The organism is Zavarzinia compransoris, assembly GCF_003173055.1.
Taxonomy (GTDB): Bacteria; Pseudomonadota; Alphaproteobacteria; order Zavarziniales; family Zavarziniaceae; genus Zavarzinia; species Zavarzinia compransoris.
In genome coordinates this window covers 382,061-404,340 of record NZ_QGLF01000004.1, presented here as the reverse complement: position 1 = coordinate 404,340, position 22,280 = coordinate 382,061, and the positions used below count along the sequence as shown (strand labels likewise).

Genomic DNA, 22,280 nt, shown 5'->3' with positions numbered 1-22,280 from the left:
GTTGTCCTCCTCGGGCGACGAGACGCCTTTCGACTGACTCAAGCGGGAATTGGCGAGGTTGTAGGTATCTGCAACGCCTTGGGTCCGATGTTGAGGCCGATCTGCAAGCTGTCGGCGATTCGATGCGCCCGGTCGATGAAGAACGCAGCCGCCGGTCCCGTACAGACGGTCGCGACCGTCTCCTCGAAGAGCCCGAGCCATCGCTCGAAATGCTCCGGCGCAAGACCGAGACTCTGATGAGCGACATGTGGCTGACCGACATAGCGGCCGCTTTTCAGCGCGATTGACGACCAGAAATCCACCATTTTGCCGAGGTGAGCATCCCACCGGCCTGCCAGGCGCGCCTCGAAAATCGGGCCGAGGGCCGCATCGGCGCGGACGCGCGCATAAAAGGCGTGAACGAGCTGCTCGACCAGCGGCTCGGAGAGTTCGTGCGGTAGACTGGCTTCCATAATACGCACCGGAGACGGAGCCGTTTCGATCGCTCTTTCAATAGTTTGAAAAACAGGTATTGTAAATGCATCTTTTAGGGAGCCTGCCATGCGGCTGACCTCACATACCGATTATGGACTTCGCGTCCTGATGTCGTTGGCCGTGATGAATGACCGGCTGGTGACGATCGAGGAACTGGCCGACCGTCACCGGATCTCCCGCAATCATCTGATGAAAGTTGCGCAGTCGCTCGTGGGTCATGGCCTGGTGAAGGGCGTGCGCGGCCGGCGAGGTGGGCTGGCGCTTGCCAAGGCTCCAGCAGAAATCCGTATGGGGCAGGTCGTGCGCACGCTCGAAGCGGATGTCGAACTCGTCGCCTGTCTCGGCGATGGTGCGGCCACCTGCGTATTCACCGGCATCTGCCGTCTGACCGGCGCGCTGCGCAGCGCGATGGAGGCATTCTTCACGGAGCTGGATCGCCTGACCCTCGCGGACCTTGTCGCGAACCGCGCCGGTGTCGGCCAACGTCTGGCGTTGGCGTCATGATCCGCCATGCCCATCAGCAGGCATCGGCTCGGCGATCGTTGGACATTGAGATCGGCCAAGACGGATTCGTGCTCGACGCAAGCGCGCTCGCCGAGCGGTTCGGTCTATCGGCGGAAACGATGCGTTCGCTCATGGGCCGGCAACTGATGCGTGGCATGGTGGAGAAGGGCGAGGGAGTGGATGGGGGAACTTGGCGTCTGAGCCTCAGGTACGGCAACCGCATGTGGCGCGCTGTCTTGTTGGAAAGCGGGGAACTGCGCGACGAAACGTTCGGCGTCGCCTCGACGAGGCAACATGCGAAGAAGGCGTCCGATGCAGTCCGCTGATTACAAATCGGGACCACTGATCGCCGTCCTGATCCTTGTATCGGCATGGACCGGACTTCTAGTCGGCGTCTCATTCCTCGCCACCCCGGTGAAGTTCCTGGCACCGAGTCTCACTCTCCCCGTGGCACTCGACGTCGGGCGTCAGACCTTCTTCGTTTTCAATCGCAGCGAAATCGTACTCGCGATGTCGATGCTATTTCTCTTGCTCTGGAGCCTACGGTCGAAAACCATGATAGGCCTTGGAGCATCCCTCGCTCTCTTCGTTCTGGCTCAGACAGTCTGGATGCTCCCGGAACTCGACGCACGAGTAGAAACAATTCTGCAAGACGGTGCGCTGACGCCATCTTCGTTGCACACGCTCTATGTGATCGCTGAATGCATGAAGCTCGTGCTGCTTCTCGCCATTGCGAGCATCGCCACAAGGGCGCTCTTACGGCCTATCGTTCGTTGACGTGCGGGTGGCAGAACTTGCGACCGGGTCGACACCGCAGGGGGCACATGATCTACCGCCGCGACCAAGAGCCGGCGTAGTAGCTTTGGCCCGTTTCGGATGCTCGCGGTCACGCTCGCGTGCCGCTGGTTGTAATATCAGAGTGCCCCAGCGAAAACGTAGTTATCAGTTTCATCCAGGCTGGTGCGGCGCTTCGTGGGAGGACGATCGGATGCACTTGCGTACGGTATCGTATCGTCGGTTAGCGGTCGCAGTCTAGCGTAGGTGGCGCGCCCAACAGGATTCGAACTAGTGACCTTGCCTTCAGCGCGATGGGTGCATCGATCGCCAGGCCAGACAGCTTTCTATTTGTACGCCACAGTATCCTGCTGTCCGACATCTAAATTTCCTCCCTTCCCTTTCGGGGCCTATCGCGCTCATTTCCTCCAGAGGACGAGTTGAGGAGACGATGATGGCTCGCCGAAATGACATTCCAATCAAGCGGACCATCCGTCGACAGCAACTCCGTGAAATGGTGCCGCTTGCCGACAGCACCATCTACGAAATGGAACAGCGAGGAGAGTTCCCTCGACGCTTCGCTCTCTCACCGCGCTGCGTCGTGTGGGATCTGGCGGAGGTCGAAGCCTGGTTAACCTCCCGCCGATCGATACCCATCATGCGCGCTCAATCTCCTGATGTCAGGCAGCGGCGGTCGCGCCCTGTTCGAGAGCCGGGTCTGGCTCAAACAGCGGCATCGAAGGCGGGATGAGTACCGGCATGCGCTTCTTGCCTTCGGCCCAGGCGTCGATGATGTCCGACCATTCCTGCATCATGTGGCGACGCTGCACCTCGTACTCCGCCTTGTTGTAAACGCCGCGTGACGACCGGCCATCCTCGTGCGCCAAGCACTTCTCGATCCAGTCGCTGTTGAAGCCCAGCTCGTTGAGTAGTGTCGAGCCCGTCCTCCGTAGATCGTGAACTGTGAATGGCTCCAGAGGCAGGCCATCCTTCTTCGCCTGCTCGACAACCGCGTAGGTGACGCGATTGAACGTCGCACGAGACATGGGCGCATCCGCGTCGTAGCGCGACGGCAGAAGATACTTCGAATTCCCAGCGCAGGTCTTCAACGCGATCATGATGTCGAGGACTTGGCGCGACAGGTAGACATTGTGCGCCTTCGAGCGCTTCATCCGCTCCTTCGGGATCGTCCAGACAGCATTCTCGAAATCGACCTCGTCCCATGTGGCGTCCTGGAGCTCGCTCTTGCGCACCATGGTCTGCAGGTAGAGGCGCATGCCCAGCCTGATGGTCGGCAGCGTCGCCACCTTCTCAAGCAGCTTAAGCATGATCCTGATCTCGGTTGGCGAGAGCGATCGATCCTTCGGTACGAAGGTCGCGATCGAAGCCGGTCCGACATCGTCAGCGGGGTTGGCGACCTTCTCGCCGTGCAGGATCGCGAAGCCGTAGATCTGCTTGAGAATGTCGCGGACGTGGATCGCCGTCGCCGGCGCACCGCGATCGACGATGGCGCCGCAATGGGCCCGCAAGTCGTCCGGCGTGATCTCTTTCAGAAGCCTGTTCCGCCATACGGGTAGCAGCTCACGCTCGAAGATCGATCGGCGCATCGCGCGCGTGCTGTCCGCCATCGGCGCCGTGGTCAGCCATTTCTCGCCGAACTCGCCAAAGCTCTTCGCTTCCAAGAGACGGCGCTTGTCCCGCTGCTTTTCAATCGCCGGCGACCGCCCCTCGGCAATGGCCCGCTTGGCGTCGATGCACAGCTCTCGAGCCCGAGCAAGTGACAGGCCCGCCGGACCGTATTTGCCGAACGTCACGGTCTCGCGCCGCCCGTTCAACCGGTAATCCAGCCGGAACGTGAGGGTCCCGGAAGGCTTTACGAGCACGTACATGCCGTCCCGGTCCGTCACCTTATAGATTTTCTCTTTTGGTTTCAGATGCTTAAGGGCCGCATCAGTAAGCATTTCCGCGCCTCCACGAAAAAAGACCGTCAGGCCATTCTTGGGCGCCATTTGAGCAAAATCTCTTTTCTTACAACCTATTAGACGTAAAAAAAGACCGTCAATGGCGCTCAGACCTTGACGGTATCGGACGAAATCCACTTTCGCAAGAGAGAAGCACACCGTCAGCAAGTACGTCAGCCGGCATCTCTGCCGGCCGATAGCTCTCGAACGGTAGTGAACGACTTTCTTTTTTATTTCAGTGTGTTATGTCGCATTTCTGGATACCGCTGGATACCCTGGGATGGGCAAAAATCATTCCCACTCGATGGTGCCGGGCGGCTTCGAGGTGATGTCGTAGACGACGCGGTTGATGCCCTTGACTTCGTTGATGATGCGGGTGGCGACGCGGGACAGGAAGGCGTGCTCGAAGGGGTAGCTGTCCGCGGTCATGCCGTCGACCGAGGTGACGGCGCGCAGGCCGCAGACCTGGTCGTAGGTGCGGCCGTCGCCCATCACGCCGACGGTGCGCACGGGCAGCAGCACGGCGAAGGCCTGCCAGATCTCGTCGTAGAGGCCGGCGTTGCGGATCTCTTCGAGATAGATCCTGTCTGCCTTGCGCAGGATTTCCAGCTTCTCGAAGGTGATGTCGCCGGGGATGCGGATGGCGAGGCCGGGCCCCGGGAACGGGTGGCGACCGACGAAGGCCGCCGGCAGGCCGAGTTCGCGGCCAAGGGCGCGGACCTCGTCCTTGAACAGTTCCCGCAAGGGTTCGACCAGCTTCATGCGCATGCGCGCCGGCAGGCCGCCGACATTGTGGTGCGACTTGATGGTGACGCTGGGCCCGCCCGAGAAGGAAACGCTTTCGATCACATCCGGATAGAGCGTGCCCTGGGCCAGGAAGTCGGCGCCGCCGATCGCCTTCGCTTCCGTCTCGAAGACGTCGATGAAGGTGGCGCCGATGATCTTCCGCTTCTGCTCGGGATCGGTCACGCCCGCCAGCTTGCCGAGGAAGAGGTCGCCGGCGTCCGAATGCACCAGGCGGATGTTGTAATGGTCGCGGAACAGGGTCACCACCTCTTCCGCCTCGCCCGCCCGCATCAGGCCGGTGTCGACGAAGACGCAGGTGAGCTGGTCGCCGATCGCCTCGTGCAGGAGGACCGCGACCACCGAGGAATCGACCCCGCCGGACAGGCCGCAGATCACCCGCCCGCTGCCGACCTGGGCGCGGATGCGGGCGATTTCCGCCTCGCGGAAGGCATGCATGGTCCAATCGGCCTGGCAGCCGGCCACATCGTGGACGAAGCGGGAAATCAGCCGGGCGCCGTCGGGCGTATGCACCACCTCGGGGTGGAACTGCACGGCGTAGATGCGCTTGTCGTCATTGGCGATGGCCGCGAAGGGCGCCCCCGGCGAGGTGGCGACGACGCGGAAGCCGGGCGGGATCGCGGTCACGCGGTCGCCATGGCTCATCCACACCTGGGGCTTGTCGCCCTTGGCCCAGAGACCGTCGAACAGGCGGCAGCCGTCGGTCACATCGAGCTGGGCGCGGCCGAATTCGCGGTCGTGGCCTGGCTCCACCGTGCCGCCCATCTGGTGGCAGATCACCTGTTCGCCATAGCAGATGCCGAAGATCGGCCGGCCCGAATTCAGGATCGCCTCCGGCGCCCGGGGGCCGTTCTCCTCGGTCACCGAGGCGGGGCTGCCGGACAGGATCACCGCCTTCGGGTTCAGGCGGTCGTAGCCTTCCTGCGCCTTGGCGAAGGGCACGATCTCGCAATAGACCCCGGCCTCGCGGACGCGGCGGGCGATGAGCTGGGTCACCTGCGAGCCGAAGTCGACGATCAGGATGGTGTCGGCGGCGGAATGAAGGGGGGGAAGGGCGATGTCGGACATGGCGCGGACGCTACTGATAAGCCCGGCCTTAGTAAACGGGCAATTTCAGCCCCGCCCCCCCTGAAAGCCGCAATGGTCAGCCGCCGGGGTTTGCCTTCTTATAGGCGTCGATGGCCTGCTGCAACTCGGTCCGCTCTTCGCAGCCGGCGGGGCAGATACGGGCGAGTTCGGCCAATTGCTCCTCGGCCTTGGCGAGGTTCTTCTGTTCGAGGAATGCCTCGCCCAGATATTCCCGCGCCCCCCGGTGATCCGGGTCCAGCTTCAGCGCCTGCCAGTAGTGGCGCTTGGCCGCTTCGTAATTCCCCGATTTCCGGTAGCTGTAGCCGAGCAGATTCTCGGCATCGGCATTGTCCGGATCGGCATCGACCACCGCAGTCAGATGCTTGATCGCCGTGGCCCAATCCTTGGCCGCGACCGCCGCCTTGCCGGCGGCATAATCGGCGAAGGTTTCAGCCGAGGCTGGCCCTGTCTCGGTCCCCGCCCCGAAGGCAGGCGCGAAGGCCCCGCCCAGGGACAGCGCCAGGGCGAGCATGGAGGCCGTCAGAATCCTGTTCATCGTCTTCCCCTTGGTGAACCCAGGCCCCGCGAGGATGAGCCGCCGGCCGCCCCGCGGCAACCCGCCGCGATCAGGCCGCGCGCATCATCACGGCAAGGAAGAAACCGTCTGTCCCCTGCGCCGCCGGATCGAGGGCGAGGCCGAGCGGGCCGCCGGCAAGGCCGGGGAACAGGGCGGCGTGATCGGCCGCGGCGAAATCCCCGCGGCGGCCGAGGAAACCCGCGACCACATCCTCGTCCTCCTCGACGAAGACCGAACAGGTGGCATAGACGAGGCGGCCGCCCGGCTTCACCAGCCCCGCCGCCTGATCGAGGATGCGGCCCTGAAGGGCGGCCAGTTCCGCCACCCGTTCCGGCGTCGCCTGCTGCCGGGCCAGCGGGTTGCGGCGCCAGGTGCCGGACAGGCTGCACGGCGCATCGACCAGGACGGCGTCGAAGGCCCCCGCCTCCCGCGCCAGGAGATCCGGGTCGAGGGCGGCGCGCTCGACGAATTGATCGATCCCGGCGCGGGTCAGGCGCGGTTCCATCCGCTTCAGGCGGAACGCGTCGATATCGAGGGCGAGAAGACGGCCCCTGCCCTGCATCTCGGCGGCCAGGGCCAGGGTCTTGCCGCCGGCCCCGGCGCAGAAATCGGCCACCGCCTGCCCGGGCGCCGCGGCACAGGCGAGCGCCACCAGTTGCGAGCCCTCGTCCTGCACCTCCACTCGTCCTTCGGCGAAGGGGGCGAGCGGGCCCAGGCGCTCCCGCCCCGCGACCCGGATCCCGACCGGGGACAGGGCGCAGCCCTCGACCTGAAGGCCGAGGCCGCGCAATTCGTCGAGCACGGCCTCCCGGCCGGCCTTCAGCCTGTTGACCCGGAGATCCAGGGGGGCACGGCCGGCCATCGCCGCCATGACCGTGGGCAGGCGCGCGCCGAAGCGGCGCAGCAGCAGGGGCCCCAGGCTTTCGGGATAATCGCCCTGCACCCAGTCGGGCGGGACCCGGTCCTCGCCGAGGCGGGCCAGAGCCGCTCTTTCCTCGTAGCTCAGGGGCGCCGGGGCATGGCCCTGGCCGTCGCACCAGCGATCGACGGTGGCGGCATCGGCAAAGCCCGAGAGCACCGCGGCGGCCAGCCCGGCCAGCCGGGGTGCGGGATGAGCGCCCGTCCCGGTCAGCCAGGGCAGCGAGGTCGCGCGCCGGATGGCATGCCAGACGATGCCGGCGATCGCGGCACGGTCCTGCTTGCCGGCATAGCGCCGGTGGCGGAAATAGCGGTCGACGACACGGTCCGCCGCCTCGCCGCCGGCGCCAATCTCGGCCAGCAGTTCGATGGCGGCGGCCAGCCGGGCGGCGGGCTGCACGGGAAGGCCGCGGTTACCGGCCGCCCTGGGGGTAGTTCGGGCTTTCGCGGGTGATGGTCACGTCGTGGACATGGCTTTCGCGCAGGCCCGCATTGGTGATGCGGACGAATTCCGCGCGGTCCTGGAAATCCGTCACCGTGGCCGAGCCGGTATAGCCCATGGCCGCGCGCAGCCCGCCCACCAGCTGGTGGACGACGGTATGGACCGAGCCCTTGTAGGGCACCTGGCCCTCGATGCCTTCCGGCACCAGCTTCAGCGTGTCCTTCACTTCCTCCTGGAAGTAGCGGTCGGCGGAGCCGCGCGCCATGGCCCCCACCGAGCCCATGCCGCGATAGGCCTTGTAGCTGCGGCCCTGGTAGAGGAAGACCTCGCCCGGGGCTTCGTCGGTGCCGGCGAGCAGGGAACCGACCATGGCGACCGAGGCGCCGGCGGCGATCGCCTTGGCGAAATCGCCCGACAGCTTGATGCCGCCGTCGGCGATCACCGGGATGCCTTCCTTGCGGCAGACTTCGGCGGTATCCATGACCGCCGTCAGTTGGGGCACGCCGACGCCGGCGACCATGCGGGTGGTGCAGATCGAGCCCGGGCCGATGCCGACCTTGATGGCATCGGCGCCGGCGCCCATCAGGGCCTTGGCCGCCTCGGCGGTGGCGACATTGCCGGCCACCACCTGCACCTCGTTGGACAGTTTCTTGATCCGGGCGACCGCCTCGACCACGCGCTGGGAATGGCCATGGGCGGTATCGACCACGATCAGGTCGCAGCCGGCGGAAACCAGCGCCTCGGCCCGGGCGAAACCGTCGTCGCCGACCGTGGTGGCGGCGGCGACGCGCAGGCGCCCGGCGGCATCCTTGGCCGCGTTCGGGTGCTTCTGCGACTTCTCGATATCCTTCACCGTGATCAGGCCGACGCAGCGGAAGACGTCGTCGACCACCAGCAGTTTCTCGATCCGGTGCTTATGCAGCAGGCGCTTGGCTTCGCCCCGGTCGATGTTGTCGTTGACCGTGACCAGGTTTTCCTTGGTCATCAGTTCCGAGATCAGCTGGCTCTGGTCGGTGGCGAAGCGGACGTCGCGGTTGGTGAGAATGCCGACCAGCCGCCCCGAGACCGGCTCGACCACCGGAATCCCGGAAATGGCATATTTCCGCATCAGGAACAGGGCATCGGCCAGGGTCCGGTCGGGAGAGATGGTGACCGGGTTCACCACCATGCCCGACTCGAATTTCTTCACCTGGCGGACCTGGTCGGCCTGCTGGTCGATATCCATGTTGCGGTGGATAACGCCGATGCCGCCGGCCTGGGCCATGGCGATCGCCATATTGGCCTCGGTCACCGTGTCCATGGCGGCGGAAATCAGGGGAATATTGAGTTCGATCGACTTGGTGACCCGGGTTCTGGTGTCGACCTGGGCCGGCAGGACGCTGGAGGCGGCGGGTGTCAGCAGGACATCGTCGAAGGTAAGAGCTTCGCGGATCTGCATCGTGTCCTCCGTTGCAGCAGGGAGCGGTTCCTGAAATGGGGTCGCGCTCTATACCACAAGCCCCTCGCCCGGCCTAGCGGCCTCGCGCAGGCCCGCCATGCGCCGCATGGCGGGCCCGGGGACGGATGCCGATCAGTGCAGGATCTGCGACAGGAAGAGCCTGGTGCGGTCGCTCTTCGGGTTGGAGAAGAATTCGTTCGGCTCGTTCTGTTCGACGATTTCGCCCCGGTCCATGAAGATCACCCGATTGGCGACCTGGCGGGCGAAACCCATTTCATGGGTGACGCAGAGCATGGTCATGCCCTCTTCCGCCAGCGAGACCATGGTATCGAGCACTTCCTTGACCATTTCGGGGTCGAGGGCCGAGGTCGGCTCGTCGAACAGCATGATCTTCGGGCTCATGCACAGCGAGCGCGCGATGGCCACGCGCTGCTGCTGCCCGCCGGACAATTGGCCCGGGTATTTGTTCGCCTGCTCGGGAATGCGCACCCGCTTCAGGTATTTCATCGCGATTTCTTCCGCGTCCCTTTTCGGCATGCCGCGGACGTAGATCGGCGCCAGGGTGCAGTTCTGCAGCACGGTCAGATGCGGGAAGAGGTTGAAATGCTGGAACACCATGCCGACCTCGCGGCGGATCTCGTCGATCCGCTTGAGGTCGGAGGTCAGTTCGATGCCGTCGACGACGATCCGGCCCTTCTGGTGTTCCTCCAGCCGGTTGATGCAGCGGATCATGGTCGACTTGCCCGAACCCGACGGGCCGCAGATCACGATGCGCTCGCCCTTGTAGACGCTGAGGTTCACGTTCCGCAGCACGTGAAACTCGCCGTACCACTTGTTCACGTCCGAGAGTTCGACGGCGAGCTTGTCCGAAATGGCGGGGGTTGCAGCGGTCATGGTCAATGGCACTCCGTCACTTGCGGTGGCTGGTGTCGAGGCGCTTCTCGATGCGGAGCGAGACGCGCGACATGGTAAAGCAGAAGACCCAGAACATCAGGGCGGCGAAGGCATAGCCTTCCTTCTCGAAGCCGATCCAGTTGGCGTCCTTGGTCGAGACGCGGATGATCTCGAGAACGTCGAACAGGCCGACGATGTAGACGAGGGTCGTATCCTTGAACAGGGAGATGAAGCTGTTCACGATCGAGGGGATCACCAGCTTCAGCGCCTGGGGCAGGATGATCAGGATCATCATCTTCCAATAGCCGAGGCCGAGCGCCGCCGCGCCCTCGTACTGGCCCTTCGGCACCGCCTGGAGGCCGCCGCGCACCACTTCCGCCATATAGGCGGCGGTGAACAGGGTGACGCCGACCAGGGCCCGGAGCAGCTTGTTGAAGGTCACCCCCTCGGGCAGGAACAGCGGCAGCATGACCGAGGCCATGAACAGCACCGAGATCAGCGGCACGCCGCGCACCACTTCGATGAAGACGACGCAGGCCGATTTCACGATCGGCATCTTCGAGCGCCGGCCGAGCGCCAGCGCGATGCCGATCGGGAAGGAGGCGACGATGCCGGTGACCGAAACCACCAGGGTCACGGTCAGGCCGCCCCATTTCGCCGTCTCGACCTCCGCCAGGCCAAGGACCCCGCCCGAGAGCAGGATGAAGGCGAGGATCGGGTAGAGGGTGAGCAGGAACAGCACCAGCCAGCGCTTGCCGGCAAAGCGGAAGGCGGTGGCGGCGATGCCGGCGAAACCGATCAGGAAGGTGACGACCGGCCGCCACTGCTCGCCTTCGGGATAGAAGCCGAACAGGATCTGGTTGAAGCGGACCTTGATGAAGGTCCAGCAGGCGCCGCCGGCGCCCGCCGCTTCCGCCGCCTCGCATTGCGTGCGGTCGGTGCCGGAAATCGTGGCGCTGACGATCGCCCAGTCGATCAGCGGCGGCAGCACCAGATAGAGCAGGAACAGCGAGACGACGGTCAGGATCGTGTTGAACACGCCGTTGAACAGATTGTTGCGCAGCCAGCCGACGACGCCCACCGTATTGGCCGGCGGCGGCTGGGGCGGGGTCGGGGTGAAGACGAAGCCCTGGGATTGGTCGGTCATGATCGTTCCCCCTCCCTCAGCGTTCGACCAACGCCTTGCGGGCGTTGTACCAGTTCATGAACAGGGAGATCAGCAGGCTGAAGGTGAGATAGACCGCCATGGTCAGGGTGATCACCTCGATCGCCTGGCCGGTCTGGTTCAGCACCGTGCCGGCGACCACCGCGACCAATTCCGGATAGCCGACGGCGGCGCCGAGCGAGGAATTCTTCAGGAGGTTCAGGTACTGGCTGGTCATCGGCGGGATCATGACCCGCAGCGCCTGGGGAATGACCACGAGGCGCAGCGTCAGCCCCTGGCGGATGCCGAGGGCATGGGCCGCCTCGGTCTGGCCCTTCGAGACCGCGAGGATGCCGGAGCGCACCACTTCGGCGATGAAGGACGCGGTATAGAGCGACAGGGCGAAAAGCACTGCCATGAATTCCGGAATGAGGACGAGGCCGCCCTGGAAGTTGAACCCCTTCAGTTCCGGCAGCTCGAAAGTGAAGGGCACGCCGGTGACCAGCGCCGCCAGCACGGGCAGCAGCACGATGGCGGCAAGCCCGGCCCAGAAGGCGGGGAATTGCTGGCCGGTCGCCATCAGGCGCCGGCGCGCCCAGACGGAAATCCCGACGGCGGCGGCGATGCCGAGAATGAAGGCGACGGGAATGGTCCAGAACCCGGGCTCGGTGACCGGCACCGGCATGTAGAGGCCGCGCTGGTTCAGATAGATCCCGTCCACCGGGCTGATCGACTGGCGCGGCCCCGGCAGGGCGCGCAGCACCGCGAAATACCAGAAGAAGATCTGCAGCAGCAGCGGCGTGTTGCGCAGCACCTCGACATAGATCGTGGCGAGACGGGCCACGATCCAATTGTTGGACAGGCGCGAGATGCCGACGATGAAGCCGATGACGGTGGCAAGCACGATGCCGATCAGCGAGATCAGCAGCGTGTTCAGCAGGGCGACGACGAAGGCTTCGCCATAGGTCGCGTTCGAGCCATAGGGGATCATGGCCTGGATGATGTCGAAGCCCGCCGGCTGCGACAGGAAGCCGAAGCCGGACGCGATGTTCCGCTGCGCCAGATTCTGGGTCGTGTTGTGGTACAGATACCAGCCGACGAAAAGCACGACCGCCAGCAGGACGACCTGGAACGCGATGCCGCGGAAAGCCGGATCATAGAGGAGCGATGCCCGTCGGGCGCCGCCCCCGGCACCATCTTGTTTCGCCATGTGTGTCCCCTGCACGCCCCAGAACCCGGGCCTTTACAAACGTCGAGCGTCAAATGCGAAGCGGCGCATCGCGGGGGAAACCGTGATGCGCCGCTCGTCTGTCCCTGTTGCCTTGGCCGATCAGCGGAACGGCGGGGCGTACTGCAGGCCGCCCTTGCTCCAGAGCGCATTGATGCCGCGGTCGATCTTCAGCGGCGAGCCGGCGCCGACGTTGCGGTCGAAGACTTCGCCGTAATTGCCGAGCTGCTTCACGATCTGATAGGCCCAGTCGTTCGGCAGGCCCATGGGGGTGCCGAATTCGCCTTCGGCCCCGAGCAGGCGCTTCACTTCCGGATTGGCGGAGGACGCCTTGGACTCGTCGACATTGGCGGCGGTCACGCCGTATTCCTCGGCGGCGACGAGCGCGAACAGCGACCACTTCACCACGCCGAACCACTGGCTGTCGCCCTGGCGGACCACCGGGCCCAGCGGCTCCTTCGAGATGATTTCGGGCAGCACGATGTGATCGTCCGGCTTGGCCAGGGCGATACGGGTGGCATAGAGGCCCGAGGCATCGGTCGTATAGGCGTCGCAACGGCCCGAGTCATAGGCGGCGACCGCCTCCGAATTGGAACCGAGGGCGACCACGGTGTACTTCAGCCCGTTCGACTTGAAGTAGTCGGACAGGTTCAGTTCGGTGGTGGTGCCGGTTTCGGTGCAGACCGAGGCGCCGTCCAGCTCCTTGGCGCTCTTCACCCCCAGCGACTTGCGGACCATGAAGCCCTGGCCGCCGTAATAGGTGACGCCGGTGAACGACAGGCCCTGGGCCGTGTCGCGGTTCAGCGTCCAGGTGGTGTTGCGCGACAGGAGGTCCACTTCGCCCGACTGCAGGGCCGTGAAACGTTCCTTCGCGGTCAGCGGCGTGAACTTGACCTTGGTCGCGTCGCCGAAGACGGCGGCGGCGACGGCCTTGCAGATGTCGACGTCGATGCCGGAGTAATTGCCCTTGTCGTCCGGCGCGGAGAAGCCAGCGAGGCCCGCGCTGACGCCACACTGCACGAAGCCCTTCTTCTTGACGTCGTCGAGCGTGCCGGCCTGCGCTGCGCTCACCGTACCGAGCGCGAGCAGCGCGCCGATCGTGATCTGGCTCAGCTTATTCATGTCAGAAAGCCCCCTTTGGCTGTGATGGATCTTGCGTTCTTGTCACGATGCAATCGATCCAGGCAGCACACGCTAACAGCCAATCGTTTGCCTTGCCAAGCCGTAACGATCAAATTTTGTGCGCTGCACTGCGGACTTTACCGATAGCGCCCGTTCTTTAGGCGATGCGACAAAAGCGACAGATGCCGCGGGCTGCGCTATCACATCGAGATTGCCCGAAGGAGCACGCCTTGTCTCGCAAACATCGACCGGAAACCGATATCGTTCACCTGGGCCGCCGGCCGCAGGACCAGGGCGGCGCCGTCAACCCGCCGGTCTATCACGCCTCGACCATCCTGTTTCCGACCCTCGACGCCCTCGAAGCGGCGCAGAAGCCCTCGGCCGATCCGCATCGGGTGACCTATGGCCGGCGCGGCACGCCGACCAGCTTCGTGCTCAGCGATGCGATCGCCGCCCTCGAAGGCGCTGCCGGCTGCGTGCTCACCCCGTCCGGCCTGTCGGCGGTGGGCGTTGCGCTGCTCGGCCTGCTGTCGGCCGGGGATCACCTGCTGATGGTCGATACCGCCTATGGCCCGACGCGGACGATCTGCAACGGCATCCTGAAGCGCCTCGGCATCGAGACGACCTATTACGATCCCCTCGCCGGCGCCGGCATCGCCGGCCTGATCCGGCCGAACACCAGGGTGATCTTCCTCGAAAGCCCGGGCTCCCTCACCTTCGAGGTGCAGGACGTGCCGGCCATCGTCGCCGCGGCCAAGGCGGCGGACCGCGGGATCGTCACCGTGATCGACAATACCTGGGCCTCGCCGCATTTCTTCAAGCCGATCCTGCTCGGCGTCGATGTCTCGGTGCAGGCGGCGACGAAATATATCGTCGGCCATTCGGATGCCCTGCTCGGCACCATCGCCGCCAATGCCGCGACTTTTCCGAAGGTCGCCAAGGCGGCGGGCGACCTCGGCATCTGGACCGGGCCGGACGACATGTATCTGGCCCAGCGGGGCTTGCGCACCCTGGCCGTCCGCCTCGACCGGCACCAGGAGACGGGGCTGGCGCTCGCCCGCTATCTCCAGGCCCGGCCCGAGGTCAGGCGCGTGCTGCACCCGGCCCTGCCCGACGACCCGGGCCATGCCCTGTGGCGGCGCGATTTCACCGGCGCCAGCGGCCTGTTCGGCGCCGTGCTGCACCCGGTCCCGCGTGAAAAGCTGGCGGCCTTCCTCGACGGCCTCGAATTCTTCGGCATGGGCTGGTCCTGGGGCGGCTATGAAAGCCTGTGCGTGCCCCAGCACCCGGAGGGCGTCCGCACCGCCCGCCCCTGGACCGAGGAGGGCCCCCTGCTCCGCTTCCATGCCGGGCTCGAAGCCATCGAAGACCTGATCGCCGACCTCGACGCCGGCTTCGCCCGGATGGCCGCGGCTTAAGGCGGGGCGGACCAGGGATCCGGCCAGCCGCTGCCGAAAAGGCCGGCATCCGCATCGTCGACGGCGCGGTTGAGCGCCAGTTCCGAGCCGCCGTCGACGGCGAAGCTCTGCCCGGTCACCCAGGCGCTGCCGGCGAGATAGCGCACCGCCTCGGCCACCGCCCGGGGATCGCCCGGGCCGCCCAGGGGGATCAGTTCCCGCGCCCGCTCGCGCATGATCCGTTCGCCGAACATGGTGGCAACGCCGGCCGCCCGGGTCATGCCGGGGCGGACCGCATTCACCCGGATATTCAGGCGGGCGCATTCCTTGGCCGCGCCCTTGACCATCGCCTCCAGCCCCGCCTTGGCGGCGCAATAGGGAATGAGAAACGTCGAGGGCAGCGAGGCGCAGACCGAGGAAATAAACACCATGCTGCCGCCCCGGGCCATCAGGGGCACGGCCGCCCTGAAGGCGATGAAGGCGCTGGTCAGGTTGCGGTCCAGCACCGCGCGGAAACTCTCCTCGTCGTGCAGCGCCAGCGGCCGGTGGCCCATGCTGCCGCCGACCGTCGCCACCACGATGTCCAGCCCGCCGCCCAGGGCCGCCGCCGCGGCCATGGCACGCTCCACCTCCCCCGGGACCAGGGCATCGCCGGGTGCGATCTCGACCGTCGCCGCCGGGATGTCCGTCAGCAGGCGCTGGCGCGCTGCCGCCAGTTCCGCCTCGCGCCGCGCCATCAGGACGACGGCGGCGCCATCCGCCGCCAGCCGCGCCGCGCAGGCCAGGCCGATACCGCCGCTGCCCCCGGTGACCAGGGCCGTCCTGCCCGCCAGCGATGCCGTCATCGATGCCTCCCCCGTTCGCTTTCCGGCAAGGTGCAGGGCCTTCCCGCCGCCGGCATCCCCCCACTGGACTATCAGCATGGGCACCGGCGTGAAATGCCCCCTCCGTTTGCAGGGAAACCGCGCTAGTCTGCCGCCACCATGACCGATGCCGTTCCGACCCTCACGCTCCAGGCCGGGCACGACCGCCGCATTTCCGGCGGTCACCCCTGGGCCTATTCCAATGAATTGCGCCTCGATGCCGCCGCCAAGGCCTTGCCGCCGGGGACGCTGGTGCGCCTTGCCCGCGCCGACGGCAAGTCGCTGGGCATCGCCAGCTTCAACCGCAACACGCTGATCGCGGCCCGGCTTCTGCTGCGCGACGGCGCGGCACAGCCGGCGGCGATCGACGGCGCCTTCATGGAAGCCCGGATCCGCGCCGCCCTGCGCCTGCGCGAATATTTCTTTGCCGGGCCCTATTACCGCCTCGTCCATGCCGAGGGCGACGGCCTGCCCGGCTTCATCATCGACCGTTTCGCCGAGACCCTGGTGGTCCAGGCCAATACGGCGGGGGCGGAGGCGCTCACCCCCCTGCTGCTCGACACGCTCGACCGGGTGCTGGCGCCGCAGGCCTTGGTGCTGCGCAACGACAGCGCCTATCGCGAACTCGAAGGCCTGCCGCGCGCGATCACGCTCGCCCGCGGCAGCCTGCCCGCCCGCGTCGAGGTGGTGGAACATGGCGTGACCCATGGCGTCGAGCCGCTGGACGGCCAGAAGACCGGCTGGTTCTTCGATCTTCACGGTGCCCGCGGCCTCGTCGCCGGTCTCGCCCCGGGCGGCCGCGTGCTCGATCTCTGCTGCAACGGCGGCGCCTTCGGCCTCGCCGCCCTGAAGGCGGGCGCGGAAAGCGCGGTCCTGGTCGACCGGGCGCAGCAAGCGCTCGGCGCGGCGGAGGCGAGTGCCGCCGCCAACGGCCTTGCCGACCGGGCCCGCTTCATCCGCGCCGACCTGTTCGAGGAGGCGGAACGCCAGCGCGACGCCGGCAACCGCTACGAGGTCGTGGTCGCCGATCCGCCCAGTTTCGCCAAGTCGCGGAAGGATGTGCCCCAGGCGCTGCGCGCCTATCGCAAGCTGGCGCGCGATGCGGCGGTGCTGGTCGCCCCCGGCGGCTTCCTCTTCATCGCGTCGTGCAGCCATAATATCGAGCACGATGCCTTCGTTACCGAGGTGGCGCGCGGCATCGCCAATGCCGGGCGCGAATCGCGCATCATCGCCGACGGCGGCGCCGGCCCCGATCACCCGGTGCATCCGCAACTGCCCGAGACCGGCTATCTGAAATGGCTCGTCCTCGCGCTCGACTGATCGTCGCCGCGCTGCTGGCCGCCGTTGCCGCGACGGCGACGGCGGCGCGGGCGGAGACGGTCGACGTCGCCCTGGTGCTGGCGCTCGATTCCTCGTCGTCGGTCAACCGCGACGAATTCTTCCTGCAAAGCCAGGGCATCGCCGCCGCCTTCGCCGATCCGGCGGTGCAGGCGGCGATCGCCGGCGGGCCCAACCGCAGGATCGCAGTCGCCGTCCTCGAATGGTCCAGCCCGGGGCGCCAGCATCTCGACATCGGCTGGCAGGTGGTGACGGCGGAAACGGCCGCCGCCTTCGGCGAGACCCTGGGCAACAGCCCGCGCTATATCGAGGGCGGCGGCACCGCCATCGGCGCGGCGCTGGGCCGGGCCGGACTGGTCATGGACAATCTGCCGTTCCAGGCGCTCCGCCGGGTGATCGACCTTTCGGGCGACGGCAAGACCAGCGCCGGCCCGCCCGCCCGCCTCGCCCGCGATGCCCTGGTCGCCCGGGGCATCACGGTGAACGGCCTTGCCGTCGTCAACGAGGAGGCGGATGTCGACAGTTTCTATGCCGCCGAAGTGATCGGCGGCCCCGGCGCCTTCGTCGAGGTCGCGACGGACTACGAGGATTTCACCCGCGCGATCAAGCGGAAGCTCCTGCGCGAGCTGACCACCGAACCCATGGTGGCCGCCCTCACAGACCCCCGGCCCGTTACAGAACCTCGACCTTGAGGCGGGTGCCCTCGGCGGCAACGACGCGCACCCGCGTGCCCACCGGCGCCTCCGGCCCCGCCACCAGCCAGCTGGTATCGCCGAGGCGGACCCGGCCGCTGCCGTTGGCGATCGGCTCGATCAGGACCGCCTCGGCGCCGATCAGGGCCTGATCGCGCTGGTTCAGCGCCGCCTGCGCCGGCGGTTCGCTCAACAGCCGGCGCATCATATTGTGCCCGAACAGCAGGGACAGGCCGCTGGCCAGCGCAAAAGCCAGCACCTGATAGAGGAGGTCGAGGCCGGGGATGAAGAACACCAGCGACCCCGCGACCACCGCCCCGATCGCCAGCCAGAGGAAGAGCACGCCCGGCACCACGACCTCGAGCACGACGAGGGCGGCGGCCAGGGCGTACCAGTGCCAGAACACGATCTCGGGCATCGGCATCGCCCCCGTCAGCCCTGGCCCCAGGGCTTGACCGGTTTCGCCGCGCCGTCGCCGCCCACATGCTTGGTCAGCTCGGCAATGCCCGAAATCGCCCCCATGACGCCCGAGGCATCGAGCGGCAGGAAGGTGACCTTGCTGTTCGGCGCCATGCCGATGCCGGCCAGGGCCTCGATGTACTTGAGGCCGAGGAAGTAGTTGATCGCCCCGGTGCCGCCGGCGCCGATCGCCTCGGAAACCGCATTGGTGGCGCGGGCTTCGGCTTCCGCCGCGCGTTCGCGCGCCTCGGCGTCGCGGAAGGCGGCTTCGCGGCGGCCCTCGGCCTCCAGGATGGCCGCGGCCTTTTCGCCCTCGGCGCGCTTGATGCTGGCTTCGCGGACACCCTCGGCCTCGAGGATGGTGGCGCGCTTCTCGCGTTCCGCCTTCATCTGCCGGGCCATGGATTGCACCATGTCCTCGGGCGGGGCGATATCCTTCAGTTCGATGCGGGTGACCTTCACGCCCCAGGGCTGGGTCGCCTGGTCGATGATGGCGAGCAGCTTGTCGTTGATCTCGCTCCGCCGCGACAGGACGTCGTCCAGCGCCATGGAGCCCATCACCGAACGGATATTGGTCAGCACCAGGTTGATGATCGCCGCCGTCAGGTTCTGCACCTCATAGGCGGCCTGGGCCGGGTTGATCACCTGATAGAAGGCGACCGCGTCGCAGGTGACGATCGCATTGTCGAGGGTGATGATCTTCTGCGACGGCACGTCGAGCACCACTTCCTGGGTCGTCAACTTGGCACCGATCTGGTCGATCACCGGAAAGATGAAGTTGAGGCCCGGGTTCAGCGTGCGGGTATAGCGGCCGAATCGCTCGAGCGTAAAGGCGTGGCCCTGCGGCACCGTCTTCACCCCCATGAAGACCAGGACCAGCACAAGGACCAAGAGCACCAGGACAAAAACGCCGAAACCTTCCATTTCCCCCTCCATTCCACTACTTCCTGGATGGGCTGGATCGTACCACGGCACGGGGCCGATGGGGGTGAACGGAATCACAAATGCGGATTCTTTGCGTACAGAACGACATGCGCACCCCGCCGGGGCTGGTCGGACAGGCCCTGATCGAGGCGGGCGCCCGGCTGGACGTCATCGCCCCCCACGACGGCTGGTCCAGCCTCGCCCCGGCCGGGGGCACGCCCCTGCCCGGCGGCCCCGGCGCCCATGACGCCCTCCTGGTGCTGGGCGGGCCGATGCATGCCAACAACGACCGGGATTATCCGGCCCTGCCCGCCATTCTCGACCTGATCCGGGCCTTTCACCGCGCGGACCGGCCGGTGCTGGGCCTCTGTCTCGGGGCGCAGCTGATTTCGCGCGCCTTCGGCGCCCGGGTCTACCCCCGCGGCCTGACCGAGATCGGCTTCCTGCCCCTGGACCTGACCGCGGCCGGGCTTGCCGATCCGCTGCTGGCCGGCCTCGCGCCGCGCCAGCACATCATGCAGTGGCACGAGGATACTTTCGACCTCGCCCCCGGCGCCGACCTGCTGATCACCGGCGCCGACGTCCGCCACCAGGCGTTCCGGCTCGGCCGCGCCACCTATGGCTTCCAATGCCATTTCGAAGTCACGGCCGATATCGCCCGCGACTGGCTCTATCGCAATGCCCGCTGGGTGGCCGCGCACCGGCCGGACGTGCTGGCCGGTTTCGAGGACGGGCTGCACCGCCACCTGCCTGCTGCCGCCGCCTTCGCCGCCACGGTCAGCCGGCGGTTCCTTTCTCTTGCGCGCGGATCCCTTGCGCGCGAAGGGTTGGTGGCGGCGCCCGATTGAGGCAGGATGCGTCAGTGACGATGCCTTTTCCCCCAAAGACGCCGCATCGGCGCCGCGTTCTGACAGCGGCCCTCGGCCTTGCCGCCGCCGGCTTCGCGCCCGGCCTGACGCTGGCCGCCCCGGCGCCGCTGCGCCTGCTCGCCCCCGCGGCCTATGGCGATGCGGCCTTGCTGAAAATGCTCGGCGCCGCCGCGAAGACCACGGTCGAAGCCCGGACCCTCCGCGACGACGACGAGGCGCTGGCCCCCCTCCGCCCCCTCGGGCCGGGCGCGACGGCGGCGGAAAAGGCGGCCCGGCCCGGGCTGGTGGTGGCCGCCCACCCCTGGCTGCGCGGCATTCTGTGGCCCGAGGGGGTGGTCGATCCCCTGGCCAAGCAGCCCCCGCCCGCCACGATCGAACTGGCGCCGGGACTGGCGCCGTCCCTGGCGGCGCTGGAAACCGGGATCGAGGGCCGCTACCACCTGGGCCGGGCGGCGCGCTTCGATATCGTTTCGCTGGGCATCGACCGGCGCCGGGTCTCGGCCGATGCGGTGGCCGACCTCGGCCTTGCGATCATCGACGACCCGGCCCTGACCGGGCGCATCGGCCTCGTCGCCGAACCGTCCCTGCTGCTGCCGCTTGCCATGCTTTACGCCGGGCTGAACCCCTTCCGCCTGCAACGGCCGAGCGAATGGCGCCGCTTCGAGGCCGGGCTGCCGCAATTGCTGGACCGGGCCGGCCTCGTCTGCCGTACCCAGGCCGAGGCGGCGGCGGCCCTCGCCGAGGGCAGGATCGACCTCGCCCTGCCGCTCGGCATCGGCGCCTTGGCGCCGGCACGCCTCGGCGGCAATGGCAATCTGACGATCGCGGTCGCCGGCCATGGCCCCCTGGGCGGCAAGGCCGCCTTCTACCGGGTCGAGATGATGGCCGCGACCGCGCCCGCCAAGGCCCTGCCGGCCGCCCGCGCGGTCATCGAGGCCCTGGCGCAGCCCGCGGTGATCGCCGCTCTTGCCCGGGCCGGCGGCCTCGGCCCCGCCGCCGGGCTGACCCTGCCCGCCGCCCGCGATCTCCTGACCCCCGCCGAGCGCGCGGCGCTGGCCTTCGACGACTGGCCGGCCCTGCTGGGGCGCTGCGCCCCCATGGGGCTGGTGCCGGAACGCAGCCGCGCCGATCCCCTGCTGGAAAAGGCCCTGGCCGGCCGGGTCTAGCGCATCGTCAGGCGAAGTGGAAACCGGTTCGCCGTCCGAAGATGCGTAAAATCAAAGCGATAGAGCATGTTCGGAATGACGGTCATTCCGAACATGCTCTAGCTCAATCGAGGCCGCTCACCGTCAACCGCCCATCGGCGATGGCGCAGGTCGTTGGCACCGCGGTCGGCGCCGGGGCGAGCAAGGGGGTCAGGCGCTCGACCGGCGCGGTCGAGGTCAGGCGCAGCTGGCGCCCCTTCTCCGCCTCGGAATAGACGATCACGAGCCCACCGGCGAGGGCGTCCTCGGCGGCGAAGCGCAGGCGCAGGCGGGTGACGTCGCGGTTCTTCTCGTCGATCCCGCGGGAGACCGCGACCACCGGCACCGCCGCCTTGCCGACCCCGGCATGGACCTGTCCGTCCAGGGTGATGCCCAGCTGCGCGAAGGGTTTCGGGCTGTCCTCCGCCCCCTTCAGGTAGAGTTCGACATGGGGCTGGCCGACCCAGGATTTCGCCCCCTGGCCGCCGCTGCCCGCCAGCGGATCGCGCACGTCGATCAGCAGGCTCCGCCCGTCCAGGGCGACGGCGCGCAGTTCCGCGCCCCGGCCCGGGGCGGCGGCGATCCCGTGGATCACGGTGCCGGCGCTGCCGTCGGCGCTGATCGCCACGCCGCAGGTGCCGATGCCCGCATCCGCCGGCACCGGGCCGGCAATGGCCGGCACCGGCACCGCCAGCGCCTTCAGGAAACGCATCTTTTCGGCGATCGGCAGGGCATCGCTTTCGGTCGGGCAGCCGATACCGGCTTCGTTATCGCCGTCGCCGCCGGCGCGATAGCCGAGCACGGTCACCCCGGCGGTGGCGGTATCGATGCTGAGCCGGGTGCCGGTCCAGGCTTCTATATTGCTGTAATTGCAGGAATCGATGCCGGTCACCAGGGCGGGCGACAATTGGTAGTTATGGGTTTCGACCCAGCGCCAGGCGGAACCGCCGCTGCGGATATGGGTCAGGTGGTTGTCCGAGACCATGATCTCGTCGTCCCCGACCCCCGAGGCGCCGTAACCGTCGTTGCAGAAGGCGAGCAGGCGGCGTTCCGGCTTGCCGTCCGCCAGCAGGTGCCATTCGCTGCCGCCGTCGCGATTGCCGTCGGCATCGAGGCAGCCTTCGGCAGGCATGTCGTCGGGCAGCACCGGTTCGCTGAGCCCCAGGCGAAGCTCGATCACCGTCAGCCGGCGGCCCGCCGCGTCCC

Annotated in this window: 23 protein-coding genes; 9 read left to right on the top strand and 14 right to left on the bottom strand. The window is 67.2% G+C overall.

Annotation, left to right across the window (positions count from 1 at the left end; all coding sequences use genetic code 11):
* Window positions 1-38: 38 nt before the first annotated feature.
* Window positions 39-542, bottom strand: a complete 504-nt coding sequence (locus DKG75_RS15835; RefSeq protein ID WP_243746545.1) for a group III truncated hemoglobin — start codon at window positions 540-542, stop codon at window positions 39-41.
* On the opposite strand from DKG75_RS15835, the gene DKG75_RS15830 reads away from it, so the two are divergent.
* The 4 genes from DKG75_RS15830 (at window position 541) to DKG75_RS15815 (ending at window position 2,503) form a co-directional block, all read left to right on the top strand.
* Entirely contained in the window at window positions 541-978 is a 438-nt protein-coding gene (locus DKG75_RS15830) for an RrF2 family transcriptional regulator (RefSeq protein ID WP_109922111.1), read from the top strand. The two genes, DKG75_RS15835 and DKG75_RS15830, sit on opposite strands and share 2 nt — an antisense overlap.
* Window positions 975-1,304, top strand: coding sequence for a DUF6522 family protein (locus DKG75_RS15825; protein WP_208112087.1), 330 nt, complete (start codon window positions 975-977; stop codon window positions 1,302-1,304). The genes DKG75_RS15830 and DKG75_RS15825 overlap by 4 nt, the downstream gene beginning before the upstream one ends.
* Window positions 1,291-1,755, top strand: a complete 465-nt coding sequence (locus DKG75_RS15820) for a hypothetical protein (protein ID WP_109922109.1) — start codon at window positions 1,291-1,293, stop codon at window positions 1,753-1,755. The genes DKG75_RS15825 and DKG75_RS15820 overlap by 14 nt, the downstream gene beginning before the upstream one ends.
* Before the next feature lie 448 nt (window positions 1,756-2,203).
* On the top strand, window positions 2,204-2,503 hold the full coding sequence (locus tag DKG75_RS15815; RefSeq protein WP_425319013.1) for a helix-turn-helix transcriptional regulator: 300 nt from the start codon (window positions 2,204-2,206) through the stop codon (window positions 2,501-2,503).
* On the opposite strand, the gene DKG75_RS15810 is transcribed toward DKG75_RS15815, so the two are convergent.
* From DKG75_RS15810 to DKG75_RS15770, 9 genes are all read right to left on the bottom strand, one after another.
* Window positions 2,433-3,761, bottom strand: a complete 1,329-nt coding sequence (locus tag DKG75_RS15810; RefSeq protein ID WP_425319012.1) for a tyrosine-type recombinase/integrase — start codon at window positions 3,759-3,761, stop codon at window positions 2,433-2,435. The two genes, DKG75_RS15815 and DKG75_RS15810, sit on opposite strands and share 71 nt — an antisense overlap.
* Window positions 3,762-4,004: 243 nt before the next feature.
* Window positions 4,005-5,585 (bottom strand): glutamine-hydrolyzing GMP synthase, encoded by a 1,581-nt coding sequence (gene guaA, locus DKG75_RS15805; protein ID WP_109922106.1) that lies wholly within the window; start codon window positions 5,583-5,585, stop codon window positions 4,005-4,007.
* Between the two features lie 76 nt (window positions 5,586-5,661).
* Window positions 5,662-6,141: a tetratricopeptide repeat protein gene (locus DKG75_RS15800; protein ID WP_109922105.1), complete on the bottom strand. Its 480-nt coding sequence runs from the start codon at window positions 6,139-6,141 to the stop codon at window positions 5,662-5,664.
* Window positions 6,142-6,211: 70 nt separating this feature from the next.
* Window positions 6,212-7,480 (bottom strand): RsmB/NOP family class I SAM-dependent RNA methyltransferase, encoded by a 1,269-nt coding sequence (locus DKG75_RS15795; protein ID WP_109922103.1) that lies wholly within the window; start codon window positions 7,478-7,480, stop codon window positions 6,212-6,214.
* A 13-nt stretch (window positions 7,481-7,493) separates the two neighbouring features.
* Entirely contained in the window at window positions 7,494-8,960 is a 1,467-nt protein-coding gene (gene guaB / locus DKG75_RS15790) for an IMP dehydrogenase (protein ID WP_109922101.1), read from the bottom strand.
* Between the two features lie 132 nt (window positions 8,961-9,092).
* Window positions 9,093-9,854 (bottom strand): amino acid ABC transporter ATP-binding protein, encoded by a 762-nt coding sequence (locus DKG75_RS15785; RefSeq protein ID WP_109922328.1) that lies wholly within the window; start codon window positions 9,852-9,854, stop codon window positions 9,093-9,095.
* A gap of 16 nt (window positions 9,855-9,870) precedes the next feature.
* Window positions 9,871-11,001 (bottom strand): amino acid ABC transporter permease, encoded by a 1,131-nt coding sequence (locus DKG75_RS15780; protein ID WP_109922100.1) that lies wholly within the window; start codon window positions 10,999-11,001, stop codon window positions 9,871-9,873.
* A 16-nt stretch (window positions 11,002-11,017) separates the two neighbouring features.
* Entirely contained in the window at window positions 11,018-12,208 is a 1,191-nt protein-coding gene (locus DKG75_RS15775) for an amino acid ABC transporter permease (RefSeq protein WP_109922098.1), read from the bottom strand.
* A 120-nt stretch (window positions 12,209-12,328) separates the two neighbouring features.
* A complete protein-coding gene (locus DKG75_RS15770) occupies window positions 12,329-13,348 on the bottom strand; it encodes an amino acid ABC transporter substrate-binding protein (RefSeq protein ID WP_109922097.1) in 1,020 nt (339 codons plus the stop codon).
* A gap of 230 nt (window positions 13,349-13,578) precedes the next feature.
* Between DKG75_RS15770 and metC the strand changes: the two genes are divergently transcribed.
* Entirely contained in the window at window positions 13,579-14,766 is a 1,188-nt protein-coding gene (gene metC, locus DKG75_RS15765) for a cystathionine beta-lyase (RefSeq protein ID WP_243746546.1), read from the top strand.
* Here the strand turns inward: metC and DKG75_RS15760 are convergent.
* A complete protein-coding gene (locus DKG75_RS15760) occupies window positions 14,763-15,590 on the bottom strand; it encodes an SDR family NAD(P)-dependent oxidoreductase (protein WP_109922093.1) in 828 nt (275 codons plus the stop codon). The genes metC and DKG75_RS15760 overlap by 4 nt on opposite strands.
* A 138-nt stretch (window positions 15,591-15,728) precedes the next feature.
* Here DKG75_RS15760 and DKG75_RS15755 point away from each other — a divergent pair, with 138 nt between their 5' ends.
* The gene (locus DKG75_RS15755; RefSeq protein WP_109922091.1) at window positions 15,729-16,928 is read left to right on the top strand and encodes a class I SAM-dependent rRNA methyltransferase; all 1,200 of its coding nucleotides are present in this window, start codon (window positions 15,729-15,731) and stop codon (window positions 16,926-16,928) included.
* A complete protein-coding gene (locus DKG75_RS15750; protein WP_109922090.1) occupies window positions 16,904-17,638 on the top strand; it encodes a DUF1194 domain-containing protein in 735 nt (244 codons plus the stop codon). Before DKG75_RS15755 ends, DKG75_RS15750 begins: the two co-directional genes overlap by 25 nt.
* Here DKG75_RS15750 and DKG75_RS15745 read toward each other — a convergent pair.
* Both DKG75_RS15745 and DKG75_RS15740 read right to left on the bottom strand, forming a co-directional pair.
* Entirely contained in the window at window positions 17,619-18,056 is a 438-nt protein-coding gene (locus DKG75_RS15745) for an NfeD family protein (protein ID WP_166646499.1), read from the bottom strand. The two genes, DKG75_RS15750 and DKG75_RS15745, sit on opposite strands and share 20 nt — an antisense overlap.
* 14 nt (window positions 18,057-18,070) lie before the next feature.
* Window positions 18,071-19,021, bottom strand: coding sequence for an SPFH domain-containing protein (locus DKG75_RS15740; protein WP_243746547.1), 951 nt, complete (start codon window positions 19,019-19,021; stop codon window positions 18,071-18,073).
* 80 nt (window positions 19,022-19,101) lie between these two features.
* Here DKG75_RS15740 and DKG75_RS15735 point away from each other — a divergent pair, with 80 nt between their 5' ends.
* Together DKG75_RS15735 and DKG75_RS15730 are read left to right on the top strand one after the other, a co-directional pair.
* Complete coding sequence (locus tag DKG75_RS15735) at window positions 19,102-19,869, top strand: type 1 glutamine amidotransferase (protein ID WP_109922085.1); 768 nt, start codon at window positions 19,102-19,104, stop codon at window positions 19,867-19,869.
* A 20-nt stretch (window positions 19,870-19,889) separates the two neighbouring features.
* On the top strand, window positions 19,890-21,056 hold the full coding sequence (locus DKG75_RS15730; RefSeq protein WP_109922084.1) for an extracellular solute-binding protein: 1,167 nt from the start codon (window positions 19,890-19,892) through the stop codon (window positions 21,054-21,056).
* Window positions 21,057-21,159: 103 nt separating this feature from the next.
* Here the strand turns inward: DKG75_RS15730 and DKG75_RS15725 are convergent, their stop codons facing one another.
* Entirely contained in the window at window positions 21,160-22,254 is a 1,095-nt protein-coding gene (locus DKG75_RS15725) for a hypothetical protein (protein WP_109922083.1), read from the bottom strand.
* Window positions 22,255-22,280: the final 26 nt, after the last annotated feature.